Here is a 14,160-nt window from a genome sequence, read left to right as displayed (position 1 = left end):
GGTGGAAATATGATAAGAGATATACAAGACGAACAAGTCATCAATGGTACTTTTGGGGAAGTATGGATAGATGACACTTACCTAGCTACCCTTACAAAGTTTGAAGCTAAGGTAGCTATGACAAATGGCGATATTTTAAGACCTAGAGACCTTTGGAAGGGGAAAAAACTCCTAGAACTTGAAGGCTCTGGATCACTTACAATGGGAAAATACTCATCAATTGGGATCCAACTAATGCACACTAAGTTGTCACAAGGTAGAACACCAGTTGTAAAAATTATGGGTAAATTAGATGACCCAACTGCTTTAGGTGCAGAAAGAATAATGCTTAAAAATGTAACATTTACAGAATTGACATTATTTGACTTCGAACATGCTAAGGCTTTGGAAGAAACTATCCCATTTAACTTTAGACACTACGAACTATATGACTTTATAGAGGAGTGATGAGATGAACGCAGTAGAAAAATTAATGCAATTTGATGCTGGCAAGGTGCAAATGCCAAGAGGCGAAAAGAAAATAAGACTAAATAAATTGGGTGGGGAAGAATTTATTTTCCCTATCCAAGCCTTAGATCCTGCCCTTGCAGGAGAAATCTCTGAAAACATGATGGATATAACAATGCGTAAGGGCAATAGTGCCAAGGTTAATCTTATTAAATACCAAGCACAATTAAGAACTATTGTAGAGGGTTGTCCTGATGTATTTAAAAACCAAGACCTACAAAAGAGGTTTGGGGCAAAAACACCTAATGAACTTGTAGAAAAGCTTATGCTATCAGGCGAAATGGACACTCTATCTGAAGCAATAGAAGATTTATCTGGATATGAGGATGAAGAAAGTAAAGTAAAAAACTCATAGACTCCAATCCACACGTGCAGACTGCTTATTGGCTGTACAAAGAAAAGGGTTGGAGTCCCTATAAATACCTTAAGATGCCCTATGGAGAAAAAATAATCACTAGGGCATTTTTTCTAAGGGAGATAGAAGAGTTAGAAAAAGAACAAAAGGAATTGGAGGACTTATATGGCAAAAAGTAGAATATTTGATGCAACTTTGCGACTTGTAGACAAGTTTTCCAAGCCTCTTGAAGTTATGGAAGGGCATCTAAATAAGTTTCAAAAACACTATAAACAAACTGCTGAAGGGTTGTGGGCGACAGGTAAAAGCCTTAATAGCCTTGGAAAAACCATGACTAAGTATGTTACTGCTCCCATAGTTGCAGTTGGTGCCTTAAGTACAAAAGCATGGAAAGAAGTAGACGATGCACTTGACACCATAGCAACAAAAACTGGTGCAACTGGGAAAGACATGAAAGCCTTTGAGGGGACTTTTAAAAACTTAGCCAATAAGGTGCCAGCAGACCTCCAAGAAATAGGAGATGCAGTTGGGGAAGTAAATACCCAATTTGGACTTACAGGCAAAGCCTTAGAGGGTGCCTCTGAATATATGATTAAGTTTGCTAAAATCAACGGGCAGGATATCACACAAGCATCAGTCCAAGCTAAGCAAGCTATGGATTCCTATGGACTTGAAGCTAAAGACTTAAACAAGGTCCTAGATGCAGTTACAGCAACTGCTCAGGCTACTGGGCAAGGAACAGATAAGTTATTTGAATCATTGACTAAGTCGGCACCTCAATTAAAGGCTATGGGAATAGGAGTCGAACAAGCAACAGCTTTACTTGGTGGGTTAGAAAAGGCAGGTATTGACACCAGCAAGACTATGTCCTATATGTCGAGGGCTCAGGTTGCCTTTGCAAAAGATGGACTTAGCATGAATGAGGGGTTAAAGAAATTACAAAAAGAACTCCAAGGGGCTAAATCTGAAACGGATAAAGTAAACATCGCCTCGGAATATTTTGGAAGGCGAGGAGCAACCTTTATGCTTGATGCAATAAACAGAGGTGCTTTAGATTTTGACTCTTTCGCTGATGCGGTTAAAAATGCCCAGGGAGTTGTGGGGAGAACCTTTGACGAAACCCAAGACCCAATAGACAACTTTAAAAAATTATTTAATGGTTTGAAAATGGCAGGGGCTGACCTCTTTAATGCCTCAGCAGGTATCTGGGGACCACTCCTAGAAAAAGCCATTGGCAAGGTACAAAAGCTTACTGATTGGTTTACAAATCTATCTGACACACAAAAACAAAATATTGTTAAGTGGCTAGGTATGGCGGCGGCAGTTGGTCCTATAATACTTGGGTTTAGCAAGGTGTTTTTTATAGCAGGTAAAATAAATTATAGACTTCTTGATTTTTCCAAAGCGGTTAGTAAAGCGGGAAGCATAACTAAGTGGTTCGGTCAAAGTGGTTTTGGAATAATGTTTAAAAGCTTTGGCAAGTTTGGAAAAGTGCTAGGCAAAGGAGCCTTAGGACTTGGTAAATTTGTCATAGGACTTGGACCAGTAGGCTGGGCAATAATGGCTGTTGTTGCGGCAATAGCGTTATTAATTGCCAACTGGAAAAAGGTTAAACCAGTAGTTACCAAGGTTATAAATGCAGTAGTGCAAAGTTTTAATCACTTTAAAGAGGTCGCAGGTAACGTATTTAATCACGTTGTAGAAGTCATAAAAGGATTTATTGATGGTGCAAAGAACCTATTTAATAGCATCATCTCTTTTATAACTGGTACTTTTCTAGGTGCTTGGAACAGTGCTTGGACTGGTGTAGTTGGTGCTTTTAAAACTATCTTTGGTGGAGTTAAAAGTTTTGTAAAAACTGTCATGAGTGGAGTTATAGATTTTATCAACCGTGGTATTGGTGGACTTAATAAAATCCAAGTGCCTGACTGGGTACCTATAGCAGGTGGTAAGGGAATCAATATCCCTCTAATACCTCAACTAGCGAAAGGTACTAACTTCTGGAAGGGCGGACTTGTACAAGTCCACGAAAGAGGCGGAGAAATTGTTGACTTGCCAAGAGGCTCTAGGGTAATGCCACATGATAAGTCAGTGGCAGAAGCCTACAAGATGGGCAATACCAAGAACAACAATGTCAACATAACAATCCCTAAGATAGCTGACCAAGTTGTAGTAAGGGAAGATGCCGACATAGACAGGATAGTTAATGGAATAGCAAATAAATTAAAAATTGCTAAACAAAATAGGATTGGGGGCTTAACTTAATATGGAAGTATGGTTAACACATCAAGGTGAGAGGTTGAGGCTCCCAATCACTCCCTTTTATAACATCGAGGAGCCGCAAAATAATAATACCGAGACCTTAAACGAGGTAGGAACTGTAAATCTCAAAGGTAAAAAAGGTCTTAGAAGTCTTACGATTGAGAGTTTTTTCCCAAGTAAAGAATATGATTTTTTGGAGTCTAGTGACGTTGTCCTAGACCCATTTTATTATGACGACAAAATCAGAAATTGGGCAAACTCTGACGAGCCTATAAGACTAATAATCACAGAAACACCACACAATTTTGAAGTCTTAATTGATAGCTATACCAGTGGAGAGCAAGACGGAACAGGGGATGTCTATTACAGCCTTGCACTTAGTGAGTATGTAAGAATAGAAGCCACAGAGTATGAGCCACCAGAAATTAAAAGGACAATAAAGGCAAATGACATTAAAAGATTTGCTGGAGTAGTAGCACCGACTGCGGCACTTTTGACAATTGGGAAATACGACACAGTTTGGTCTCTAGGTAAAAAAATCACTGGTAATGGTAAAAATGGCAAGCAACTCCTAAAACAAAGTGGTCTTAAAAAATTAATTGCTGGGAAAGGTATCAAGCTATGAAACTAATACTTAATGGCAAGGATATTTCCCAATTTTATAACGAGATCACTTGGGGTGGAGATAAAGGACAAGCTGCAAGACAATTAGACTTTGGAGTTGTCGTAAGTGGCACGGACAAAAACCTACCAAAAATCACAGTCCCGATGAACGAAAAGGTCCAACTTATTAATAACGACGGAAAGGTACTCTTTGACGGATTTGTTTTTAGCAAAGAAAAATCTATAGACAATAACATTATGTCTGTAACCTGTCTTGATAAGCTGATACTTGCTAACAAGAGCAAGGGAACTTTTAACTTTGAGAAAAAAACACCTGATGCCATAGCAAGAGAAGCTTTTGGATCCATAGGACTTAGTGTAGGCAAGGCAGAAAGTGGAAGCCCAATAGACAGGAAATTTGACCTTGAAACAATCTATAATATAGTCTTTACAGCCTACAAGATGGAAAATGAAAAGACAGGCAAGCCTTATATGATACGCATGAATAACGGAGCAGTTGACATAGTAGAGCAAGGTAAAATTGTTGCCAAGTATGTCCTTGATGGAAAAAGCAATCTCTATAATGCAACATACGGAGAAAACTCTGAAAATGTGGTTTCTAAAGTCAAAATGTTTGACACGGAAGGAAAACAAATAGGCGAGGTTACTAATGATGTGGAAGGTGGAATTGTAGAAGTCTACCGCCAAGAAAAAGACGAGGACCCAGAAGCAAGAGCCAAGGGAATGTTAAAGGACATTGAAAGGACTGCAAGTGTAAGAGTCAAAGGGGACTTTGACCTTATAACAGGTAATGCAGTCATCATCAAAGAGCCTTTTACAGGTCTTAATGGTAAATTTTACATCATATCCGATAAGCACACCTTTGCAAATAACTATCATGTAGTGGATTTGGAACTATCCTATGACAATGTTATGGAGGACATCGACACGTCCCAAGAATCTGAAGAAGATGTGACAGAAAGTGCATCAAGTGTAAAAGTTAGTGGATCCACAGGACAAAAAGCAATCCAAATAGGAGAGTCAATCAAAGGAACTCACTATAAGTGGGGTGGAACGAACCCTAAGACTGGAGTGGATTGCTCTGGTTTCGTAACATGGGCATATAATAAAGCAGGGGCAAATCTACCAAGTAGAATTACATCGGCAGGAATAAGGAGTAACCCTAAGGCTTTAGGCTTTAAAGAGATACCTTTTAACGAGCGACAGCCTGGGGACGTCCTCTGGCAAAAAGGACACGTAGCCATGCAGTATGATGCCACAAGGATAATAGAGTCTGGTGGAGTTAGCAAAAGGATTCTGGGATATAGTGGAGTATGTATAAGTAATCAAAAAGGCAGGACCTTTTCCAAGGCTTATAGATATGTAGGGGGTTAAGATGCAGGAAAAACAAAATGGTGCACAAGAAATTGTAAATTTATTTGACCCTAGTCCCGAAATAGAGGTTTTACCCTACTGTGAGACTGGAGAGGTCATAAGTCCACTACCTGACTTAGTAGTTAAGGTTAGGGACATCGACTACAAGAAAAACAACATCAAACTTGACGAATATTGGGTTAAGGGTCATACAAGGGAAATAGAGATCCCTATGACTCAACTAACTGGCAGTGACAGCAGGGGAGATTCCCACGTGCAAGGTAGCTTTCCAAAGGCAAAAATCATCTTTAAGGACGAGTTAAAAGCTGGGGACTTGGTAGCTTGCTTACAGTCCAAGGACAAGCAAACCCTCTATGTAATTTATAAGATAGCGAGGTGGTAAGTATGGCAGATTTTTATCCTTTTATGGATCCACAGCTAGTCAAAGAAAATTTTATAGAAGTGCCAATAGCTAAGGAATATGCTTACGATATGGACACAGCAAGTTTTAAGACAAAGGACGGGAAGATGTACTTTGTCTATGAAAACGAGGCTTTAAAGGTTAAACTTTGGAAACTCTTTATGAGTGAGAGGTATCGTTGGGTAGTCTTTCCATGGTCCTATGGCCATGAGTTAGAAACCTTAATAGGTCAAGCCTATACTCAAGGGTATGTAAATTCAGAGGCAGAAAGATTTGTAAAAGAAGCAATCAAAAGAGCCTTGGAAGATTACATCATAAGGCTGGAAGAATTTAGAGTTAAGTTTGAGGAAGGAACTCTATATATAGATTTTAGAGCCATAACAATTTATGGAAAATTAGAAATAAACAATCTAAGTATTAGGAGGTGAGTAAATGCAAGAAAAAACGCAAGAAGAATTTTTACAATCGATGCTTAGTAATCTAAGTAACACTGAGGACAAGACTCCTAATAGCTTTTCTTATGACATCTTATCGGCGGCGGCTATTGTTTTTGAGGACTTCCAAAGGGTTATCCTGGAACTATTTAAAAAGTTTGACGTTATGAATCTCGAGGACGAGGAACTTGATGCAAGGGTCTTACAGATAGCAGGTATCAAAAGGAAACAAGCCACACAGTCCATTGGGGAAGTAACAGTAACTGGAACCCCTAATACTGTCATACCAAAAGACACGGTATTTTTAGCAGGTGGTATCGAATTTACAATTGACCAAGACTATACAATACCTGATACAGGTAACATCACGGTTAAGGTTAAGTCTGTAACTTATGGTGGAGATGCCAATGTCTTACCTAATGCCATAGATAAATCCGATCCTCAAATAGTGGGAGTGGACAACATATCAAATGCCAAGGAAATTATGAACGGCTACGACCAAGAAACTGACGATGACTTAAGAGAAAGATACCTGGAGAAATTACTCCACCCACCAAAGGCTGGCAATCCTGCCCACTATAAACTATGGGCAACGGAAGTTGACGGAATTTGGAACGCTAAGGTCTTTAGGACTTGGCAAGGTGGCGGAACTGTCAAGGTCGTTGTGATTGGTCTTGATAGAAAAGCTGTGGGAAGTGATCTCATAGAAAAGGTCAAGAAGCATATCCTGGAAGAAGCTCCTATAAGATATGAGAGCCTAACGGTTGAGAGTGCGACGACTAAAAAAGTAAAAGTCGATGTAAAAATTAAACTCACTCAAAACGCAAACCTAATTGAGGTTAAGGAAGAAATAAAAAACAGGATAGAGAAATACTTTTATAGTATATCCTTTAAGGAAAATAAAATTTCTTATGCCAAGGTGGGAGCTGAAATACTTAAAGTCCCTGGAGTTGCTGACTATGACAACTTAAAGCTTAATGGCAGTATGGGAAATGTAGTTATGAAAGAAACTGAAGTGCCAGAAATAGAAAGCTTGGGGGTGACAACAAATGAATAATATGCAAATGGTTGAAAAGAATAGGGTCTTAAAAGAAAGTCTTATAACAAGGAAAGTCTACTGTGCCTTAGAAAACACAGAGGAAGTTAAAGCAGGATCTTATAAGAGGGTTGCTGTATCTTTTACAGAGCCGTCCAATGGGCAAGTGCAAAACTCTAAGGATATTGAATTTCCCATTGCCCAAGAGGACTGGGGCAACATAACAAAGATTAGTCTCTATGATGCTCTAAGTGGTGGTAACAAGATTTGGGAGGGGATTCCCGAAGTAGTTAAGTCCATAGGGGTAGCAAGTCAGTACAAGATACCTAGAGGCTATATGATTATAAGGTTGAGATAGTATGAGCAAGATAATTTTTGAGTCCTCTTATGGGACAGTCAAAAAAAGGACCTGGTCTAGTTTAAGGGGTAACCAGTGGCAAGACTTTGCCCTGGTACTTATGGAGATGGATCAGGAATTAGAAGCCAAGGGAATAAAAGTTGATAGAGGTAAGGTTGGAATGGAGACAGACACAGAAATGAGTGATGTCTCTATTTTAGTGTCAGAACTTATGACCAAGACCTTAGTGCTTGAAGAAGAAACGGACATGCAGGTAGCGATTTTTGTATCTGCTATTAATTTCTTTGAAATGCTAATCTACTTTTTACCTTGGTATGACAAGATAAATCCAACTTTTATAAATCTTTGCAAGGTCCTTGATGTATCTTACCGATACATGGAAGAGCAAGTAGCAAGGGTTGACAGAAATCTTGATCTTGATAGTGCCATAGAGATGCTACCTTACTTTGAGGAGCGACTTGGTATAAGGACAGACCCTGACATATCCTACAAGCAAAGGAGAAGGCAGATACAGGCAGTCCTAAATCTTATGCACAAACAGACAGACGAGGAAGCTATAAAAGGCTTATGTAGTGCCTTTTCTAATAATGATGCAGGGGTTGAGGTTTTAAAAACAGAAAATCCTTATGTCTTTGAAATACGCTTTGTGGCAAATGGCTTACCTAATAATCTTGATGAGTTTGAGAGGATGCTTAGAATTAATATGCCAGCAGACCTGGACTGGAAATTTACTTACACTCAAAGGACTTGGAAGGAAGCTACAAAAGATATAAGATGGCGAGATTTAGAGCCAATAAGTTGGAACAAATTTAATGAGTACAAGGGGTGATATAGGTGCAAAAAACAAAAAATTATAATTTAAACAAGCCAGATCCAGATGATTATGTAATCGTAGGTGACTTGAACTTCAACATGGACGAGATTGACAAGCTGATAAAGGCTGTCAACGATGCCCTTGATGTATTGAATACAGACGGGGTCAACTTGATGGATCTTTTAAAGAAAAAGGCAGACCTTGACGACAAGGGTAAAGTCCTTGTAAGTCAACTACCTGACCTTGATATCTACAAAGATGTCTTGATGTATGGGGCAAGAGGTAATTTCCCATCTACTGGGAATGTCAAAAAACTCTATGTTGATAAATCTGGAAGTAAGATTTACAGATGGACTGGGTCTACTTATGTGGAGATATCTCCTCAACTTAAGATAGGAGAGGTCAAGGACACCGCCTTTGATGGTGCCAGGGGCAAGGCTTTAGAAGATGCCATGAAACAGAGATACACAAAAAAAGAAGTTGATAGCCTCTTAGATGCTTATAAAAAACAAATAATAGAAGAAATACACAGTGACATTATAGAGCAAATACTTGCTTTTAGTTAAGGAGTGATAATATGAAATATAAAAGAGCGATAAACTTATCTTTAACAGAACACGAAACAGTAACAGTCCCAGACGACGAAATTTGGAGTGTTGTAATTTTTAAACCCGCAAAAGGAGACAATATATGGGGAAATTTTAAAATAATATCAGATGCCTTTGACCAGACTAATAATCTTACAAGTGCAGCAGGCACACCGTTTAGAATGGGGGGGGGGACAGTTTTTAAGTTATATTCTGGTGGGCCTGTACCAGTTGTTGGGTTGGCTTTTAGCATCAAATAAAAACTCAGCTAAGGAGGTGTCCTTAGCATGAAACTAAAAAGAACAATTGCAGCAGCGATGAAAAAAAATGAAAAAATAAAAGTACCAGACGGAGAATTATGGGTCGGATACCTTGATAACAACATGATAGTAGAGATTGTAGGGGCAGGAACACCGGGAGTTGCTCACCATGGATATGGTTTCGAATTAGCAAACGTAGGAGCGTTGGTTAATAAGGAAGGAAAGCCCGATATTGGCAGAACTAAAAGGTTTTATGCAACTCCTGGGTCTCAAATTACTGCATATTACTACAATTCTTATTCCGGAACATTTGCCTTTACTTGCCTGGTATTTGATATTTCTGAGGAGGTAAAGAATGTATAAAATCATACAAAGTGGTTGTGAAATATTATGGGAGCCACTAGATAAAAATTTAGGTTTTAAAATCGTGGAAGAAGTTACAGGCAAAAAGGGAACTGTTGAAAATCCTGTAATAGTAACGGAAGAAGAAAGGGAAGAAATTAACAGGTTATACGCTGAAAGAAACAACGACCCAGTAGAGAAACCTAAAGAGGAAGATGAGCCAGATGCAGCAAAAAAGATTGAAAAAGAATTAGAAGAATTTAAAATTCAATCCGCCATGGCACAAGCTGAAATTTATGAAAAATTAGAAAGTGATAAACTTGCAGTTATGACTGCACTTGCAGAAACTTATGAAGCAAATTTAGGAGGTAAATAAGATGGTAGCAGTATATGTATATCTAATCAAAATGGGAAAAAGAACAATCGACCAAGTACCAACAATTTTAAGAGAAGAAGTTGAAAAGGCTCTTGAAAATGAAAAATAAAATAGGCTTAGTAGTAGCACTCTTTGGGAGTGTTTTTTTAATACTAAAATTTATGTGGAGAGGGGGTGTAGAAATGGACGTAGTATATGCAACACTAATCATTCATGGCAAAAGAACTTTTGCACAAGTGCCTATGTGCCTAAAAGAAAGAACTAGAAAGTGTCTTGAAGATTTAGGAATGGGAGAACTTGCAAAGGAAGAAGCATAATAATTTGGGAGGCTTAGTCCTCCCTTAAATTTTTGTAAAAGAGGGTGACATATGGAGTATAAGACAATAGAAGAACTTTATACATCTTTAGGGGTTGCAGGAGCCATTATCGTGGTTTTCCTCGGAGTCTTTGTGTATACAATTGTACAAAACGACAAGAGAAGAAGCCAAGAAATGAAGGAAATAACTGACACTCTGAAACAACTAATACTGGACAATCAAATACTAAACACTGCAATAGATAAACTATCTGAAGCTACAAAAGAAGTTGCAACAACTAACAGAATTGTAGCTGATACAGTTAGTAAGGTTGATTATTACAACCGAGAACTCCACAAAAAACTAGATAAACATGACGATAAAGCAGATAAAATTTTAGATGAATTAAGAAAGTAAGGCGGCTTTAGAAGCTGCCTTTTATTATGTAATAAAGGAGTTGATAAAATGATAAAAATAATGCTAGACCCTGGACATGGCGGTGGACCTGCACATAACAGAGGTTTTAAACAGGTTGATAATCTACCCTATTGTAATGAGGGAGATTGCAACTTTATCTATGCTAGGGATTTTTTAAAGCCTGCACTTGAGAAGTATGGTTTTAAAGTTGATATGACTAGAAGCGATATCTGGCAAAATCCAAGTCTTAAAACCAGAGGATTTATGGCAAGAGGTTATGACTTGCTTTTATCAGTCCACAGTAATGCGGCTGGAGGCAATGTAAGAGGTGTGGAAGTCTGGGACTCTACAAACCCTAAGGAGTCTTGCAAGGTCCTTGGGGATAAGATTTGTGCTTATGTGTCTAGTGCTTTAGGTACTCCAAATCGTGGCACAAAATACAGGCGAAATAACAATGGATCTAATTATTATGGAATATTAAGACTTGGTTATGCTAAGAAAAATATGATAGTTGAGCATGTTTTTCATGACAATTTACAAGATGCGACTATTTATCGTAAAAATCTTGATAAGACAGCAAATGCAGTAGCAAAAGCCATAGCAGAGTTTTACGGACTTGCAGAAAAAACTGGAGAAGTTAAAAATCCACCAGTTGAACTTACTGAAGAAAAATTTATCCAGTCTATAGTTGATAGCCTTAAAGGACAAAAACTTAATATTTTGCCGTCTGTGACTATTGCACAAGCTATCTTAGAAAGTAACTGGGGTAAGTCCTCACTTGCGAAGGAAGCATGTAATTTATTTGGAATTAAGGCATCTAAGGACTGGACTGGGGAAGTCTACAAGAAACAAACCAAGGAACAAAAACCAAATGGAGAGGTCTATACAATTACCGCTGTCTTTAGAAAGTATGGATCCTTTTTAGAATCTATTAAAGATCACGATAAGTTTTTTGTATCAACACCTTGGAGAAGGGAAAATTATAGAAAAGTCTTAGAAGCTAAAAATTATAAAACGCAAGCACTTGCTCTTAGAGAGTGTGGATATGCTACAGATTTAAATTATGGCCATAAATTAATTCAACTTATAGAGAGATTAGGCTTGCAACAATACGACAAAGGAGTGGGAAAAATCGTGACTAGAGATAACACAGTCCCATCAGATTGGGCTAAGGAAGACTGGGAATGGGGCAAGGAAAAAGGAATTACTGACGGAAGTAACCCTGGTGGTGTTTGTACCCGTGAACAGGTTATATCAATGATAAGAAGATATGATAAGCAAAGAGAGGTGGAAAAATGAAGAAAGAAGACCTTTTAAGGAAGTTAGGAAGTCGTAAGTTTTGGGCATGCATTAGTGCAGTTGTTATTGCTTTAATTGCATTTACAAATGCTGCACCAGAAACGACAGAGAGAGTAGTAGCTTTAGTTTCAGCAGTTGGAGGTCTATGTATTTATATGTTGTCTGAAGGTATGGCAGATAGTAAGCCAACTGATATCACTAATGTAATTAATACAGAGGACTATAAAGAAGATTAAATTTTAGTACGTATGTAACTTTTAATAAAATAGTAGAATTAAATTATGTTTTTAAATACAAGAAGCCTAGGAAGTTGATTCCTAGGCTATTTTTTATTGAAAATATTTAAAAAATTTTTAAAAACTCTTGACTTTATCTATAACGGGGTATATAATATAAGTAAAGAAAGAGAGGTGAGGGGATGAATGATTTAGAAGATAAAATAAAAAAGCTGCGTGAAATAGTTCAGCAAATCACGCAGCTAGTCTTAGAAATCGGAACGTTGATTACAGTAATCAAAATGATTCTAAGGCAATAGAGATAGAGAGGTAAACCTCTCTTCTCTATAAAATTTTATCCTAAAACATTCATAAAATCAAATGTTAAAAGAATTATGTAAGCTAATATTTAGATTGTTAGAGTTGGCAGTTGTTATAGCTGGCTTAATTTTGATAATAGGGAGATGATAATTTGAAAGATTTAAAAACATCTGAAGCACAAAGAAGGGCAATAGATAACTGGGCTAAAAAAAATCCAGATGCTAGAAGGTATCACAGAAATAAGGGCAATGCCAGAACTTATGCTAGAAAGTATGCAAAAACCTTAGAAGAGGTAGAAGAGTTGGTGGAAATTTTTAAAAACGAAAATCCAAATTATAAAAAATAATTAAAAAAACTTTTTAAAAACACTTGACTTAATCTATATCGGGATATATAATAAATATAGGAAGTAAGGAAATAACAAATTAAAAAAACAAAGGAGATAAGAAAAATGAAGGAAATTAAAGTAAACGTAGAATTGGAAGAAATTTTAGAATTTGTAAGAGAAGAGAAAGATTGCAAGATTGAAATTGACTACGACCAAAACGACGGATCTTACGATGCATACGTCCTACCAGTAGATGCAGCAGGATTTGAAGAAAAAGTTGATAAACAAGTTGTTGAAGCTTACGACTACCAAGAATTTGACGGAGATGAAGAAGCATATATTGACTGGCTTACAGGCTGCTATGATAGACCTTACGAAGTTGAGGACTACTCAATAAAAATTAATTTTGTAAAATAACAAAAACATTAAACAAATAAAAAAAGATAGTCGGTTACAAGTTTGGCGACTCAACCGACTATCCAGAGTAACCACTCCGCTAGAAGTGATTGCTCCTATTATAACAAATTTTAGGAGGATAAAAAATGAAATTAAGAAATTTTGGAAAAATTAAGGTATCAGAAGGCGAAACTAATAGAATTTATGTAAATGCAGATATTTATTCTGGAGAAGGGATAGTGTTCTCTCACAAGTTTATGCATGGTTATAGAAGAGATTACAAAACTATAGGTTATATAGACATAGAAATGGAATCTTGGTTAAGTGACTGGTATCAATCAGAACCAGTAAACTACTGGGGAAACTTCGAAGAAATGGCCATTGATTATATGGTAGAAAAAGGATACGCTTGTATAGGAGTGTATGGAGGGATAGTATTAATAGATTAATAAAATGAAAAAAGAGCTGTGAAGATGCAGCTCTTTCTTTGACATATTAGCTATGTCTTTTTATATTTTCTTTTTCAATCCACTCAGTACAACTGATATTAATTTAATAATATCACTAATTAAATAATTTTCAAGAATAATAGATCTAATTATGGATCTATTATTTTTTTGCGTAAATTTCTGATTTTGTAGTTTTTAAAAATATTGTATTAAAATCACGCCTCTCCATTGTGTACGCGGGTGCGTGGATTGAAATTCTACATCATCAGCTAGGATGCAATCAGGTTTTTCTGGTCGCACCCCTCGTGGGTGCGTGGATTGAAATTCTTCTTCTGATGCTTCTTTTGTGACGCCTGCCGCGTCGCACCCCTCGTGGGTGCGTGGATTGAAATCACTCTGGCATCGGAATTTATCTCGTATTTCTTGGTCGCACCCCTCGTGGGTGCGTGGATTGAAATGTATCGTCGAAGTTCGCTTACGAAACGGCACATTTGTCGCACCCCTCGTGGGTGCGTGGATTGAAATCTTGTAGGCATTTCTTATAGCCTCGTCAACTGTCTTGTCGCACCCCTCGTGGGTGCGTGGATTGAAATGCATTATCTAGGCATGTATAATTTTTCAAACCTCGTCGCACCCCTCGTGGGTGCGTGGATTGAAATAAATTGGACAATAAACAAATCAGAAAAGGAACAGGTCGCACCCCTCGTGGG

General features: G+C 37.6%; 22 protein-coding genes and 1 CRISPR repeat array. All 22 genes read left to right on the top strand.

The window, feature by feature from the left end; genetic code table 11:
* Nucleotides 1-9: 9 nt before the first annotated feature.
* The 22 genes from HGPG_RS07845 to HGPG_RS07740 all read left to right on the top strand — a co-directional run bounded on the left by HGPG_RS07845 (nucleotide 10) and on the right by HGPG_RS07740 (nucleotide 13,450).
* The gene (locus HGPG_RS07845; RefSeq protein WP_019125520.1) at nucleotides 10-447 is read left to right on the top strand and encodes a phage tail tube protein; all 438 of its coding nucleotides are present in this window, start codon (nucleotides 10-12) and stop codon (nucleotides 445-447) included.
* A gap of 4 nt (nucleotides 448-451) precedes the next feature.
* Nucleotides 452-862, top strand: coding sequence for a phage tail assembly chaperone (locus HGPG_RS07840; protein ID WP_019125519.1), 411 nt, complete (start codon nucleotides 452-454; stop codon nucleotides 860-862).
* Nucleotides 863-1,027: 165 nt separating this feature from the next.
* On the top strand, nucleotides 1,028-3,127 hold the full coding sequence (locus HGPG_RS07835; RefSeq protein ID WP_019125517.1) for a phage tail tape measure protein: 2,100 nt from the start codon (nucleotides 1,028-1,030) through the stop codon (nucleotides 3,125-3,127).
* A gap of 1 nt (nucleotide 3,128) precedes the next feature.
* Entirely contained in the window at nucleotides 3,129-3,749 is a 621-nt protein-coding gene (locus tag HGPG_RS09995; RefSeq protein ID WP_051010655.1) for a hypothetical protein, read from the top strand.
* Nucleotides 3,746-5,122: an XkdQ/YqbQ family protein gene (locus tag HGPG_RS07825; protein WP_019125515.1), complete on the top strand. Its 1,377-nt coding sequence runs from the start codon at nucleotides 3,746-3,748 to the stop codon at nucleotides 5,120-5,122. The genes HGPG_RS09995 and HGPG_RS07825 overlap by 4 nt, the downstream gene beginning before the upstream one ends.
* Before the next feature lies 1 nt (nucleotide 5,123).
* Nucleotides 5,124-5,504, top strand: coding sequence for a DUF2577 family protein (locus tag HGPG_RS07820; protein ID WP_019125514.1), 381 nt, complete (start codon nucleotides 5,124-5,126; stop codon nucleotides 5,502-5,504).
* A 2-nt stretch (nucleotides 5,505-5,506) separates the two neighbouring features.
* Nucleotides 5,507-5,950: a DUF2634 domain-containing protein gene (locus tag HGPG_RS07815; RefSeq protein WP_019125513.1), complete on the top strand. Its 444-nt coding sequence runs from the start codon at nucleotides 5,507-5,509 to the stop codon at nucleotides 5,948-5,950.
* 4 nt (nucleotides 5,951-5,954) lie between these two features.
* On the top strand, nucleotides 5,955-7,013 hold the full coding sequence (locus HGPG_RS07810) for a baseplate J/gp47 family protein (RefSeq protein WP_019125512.1): 1,059 nt from the start codon (nucleotides 5,955-5,957) through the stop codon (nucleotides 7,011-7,013).
* Nucleotides 7,006-7,350, top strand: coding sequence for a phage tail fiber protein (locus tag HGPG_RS07805; RefSeq protein WP_019125511.1), 345 nt, complete (start codon nucleotides 7,006-7,008; stop codon nucleotides 7,348-7,350). Before HGPG_RS07810 ends, HGPG_RS07805 begins: the two co-directional genes overlap by 8 nt.
* A gap of 1 nt (nucleotide 7,351) precedes the next feature.
* A complete protein-coding gene (locus HGPG_RS07800) occupies nucleotides 7,352-8,179 on the top strand; it encodes a putative phage tail protein (RefSeq protein WP_019125510.1) in 828 nt (275 codons plus the stop codon).
* Nucleotides 8,180-8,184: 5 nt separating this feature from the next.
* On the top strand, nucleotides 8,185-8,730 hold the full coding sequence (locus tag HGPG_RS09990; RefSeq protein ID WP_019125509.1) for a hypothetical protein: 546 nt from the start codon (nucleotides 8,185-8,187) through the stop codon (nucleotides 8,728-8,730).
* An 11-nt stretch (nucleotides 8,731-8,741) separates the two neighbouring features.
* Nucleotides 8,742-9,011, top strand: coding sequence for a hypothetical protein (locus HGPG_RS07790; RefSeq protein WP_019125508.1), 270 nt, complete (start codon nucleotides 8,742-8,744; stop codon nucleotides 9,009-9,011).
* 27 nt (nucleotides 9,012-9,038) lie between these two features.
* Nucleotides 9,039-9,374, top strand: coding sequence for a hypothetical protein (locus HGPG_RS07785; protein WP_019125507.1), 336 nt, complete (start codon nucleotides 9,039-9,041; stop codon nucleotides 9,372-9,374).
* The gene (locus HGPG_RS07780) at nucleotides 9,367-9,729 is read left to right on the top strand and encodes a hypothetical protein (RefSeq protein WP_019125506.1); all 363 of its coding nucleotides are present in this window, start codon (nucleotides 9,367-9,369) and stop codon (nucleotides 9,727-9,729) included. The genes HGPG_RS07785 and HGPG_RS07780 overlap by 8 nt, the downstream gene beginning before the upstream one ends.
* A 1-nt stretch (nucleotide 9,730) precedes the next feature.
* Complete coding sequence (locus HGPG_RS10615; RefSeq protein ID WP_019125505.1) at nucleotides 9,731-9,838, top strand: CD1375 family protein; 108 nt, start codon at nucleotides 9,731-9,733, stop codon at nucleotides 9,836-9,838.
* A gap of 73 nt (nucleotides 9,839-9,911) precedes the next feature.
* Complete coding sequence (locus tag HGPG_RS10610; protein WP_261794321.1) at nucleotides 9,912-10,046, top strand: CD1375 family protein; 135 nt, start codon at nucleotides 9,912-9,914, stop codon at nucleotides 10,044-10,046.
* A 51-nt stretch (nucleotides 10,047-10,097) separates the two neighbouring features.
* Nucleotides 10,098-10,442 carry a hypothetical protein gene (locus tag HGPG_RS07770; protein WP_019125503.1) on the top strand — a complete coding sequence of 115 codons (345 nt, stop codon included), beginning with the start codon at nucleotides 10,098-10,100 and terminating at the stop codon, nucleotides 10,440-10,442.
* A 48-nt stretch (nucleotides 10,443-10,490) separates the two neighbouring features.
* Nucleotides 10,491-11,741 carry a glucosaminidase domain-containing protein gene (locus HGPG_RS10605; protein ID WP_019125502.1) on the top strand — a complete coding sequence of 417 codons (1,251 nt, stop codon included), beginning with the start codon at nucleotides 10,491-10,493 and terminating at the stop codon, nucleotides 11,739-11,741.
* Entirely contained in the window at nucleotides 11,738-11,977 is a 240-nt protein-coding gene (locus HGPG_RS07755) for a hypothetical protein (RefSeq protein ID WP_019125501.1), read from the top strand. Before HGPG_RS10605 ends, HGPG_RS07755 begins: the two co-directional genes overlap by 4 nt.
* Nucleotides 11,978-12,428: 451 nt before the next feature.
* Nucleotides 12,429-12,623 (top strand): hypothetical protein, encoded by a 195-nt coding sequence (locus HGPG_RS07750; protein ID WP_019125499.1) that lies wholly within the window; start codon nucleotides 12,429-12,431, stop codon nucleotides 12,621-12,623.
* Nucleotides 12,624-12,728: 105 nt separating this feature from the next.
* Entirely contained in the window at nucleotides 12,729-13,022 is a 294-nt protein-coding gene (locus HGPG_RS07745) for a hypothetical protein (protein WP_019125498.1), read from the top strand.
* 125 nt (nucleotides 13,023-13,147) lie between these two features.
* Nucleotides 13,148-13,450 (top strand): hypothetical protein, encoded by a 303-nt coding sequence (locus HGPG_RS07740; protein WP_019125497.1) that lies wholly within the window; start codon nucleotides 13,148-13,150, stop codon nucleotides 13,448-13,450.
* Nucleotides 13,451-13,743: 293 nt separating this feature from the next.
* Nucleotides 13,744-14,109: a CRISPR direct-repeat array (repeat unit 32 nt; unit sequence GTCGCACCCCTCGTGGGTGCGTGGATTGAAAT).
* Nucleotides 14,110-14,160: the final 51 nt, after the last annotated feature.

Origin of the sequence: Peptoniphilus grossensis ph5, assembly GCF_000311825.1 — a bacterium.
In the GTDB taxonomy this organism is placed as follows: domain Bacteria; phylum Bacillota; class Clostridia; order Tissierellales; family Peptoniphilaceae; genus Peptoniphilus_A; species Peptoniphilus_A hominis.
Note: the sequence above shows the minus strand (reverse complement) of the source record. Positions and strands in the feature narration are given on the sequence as shown.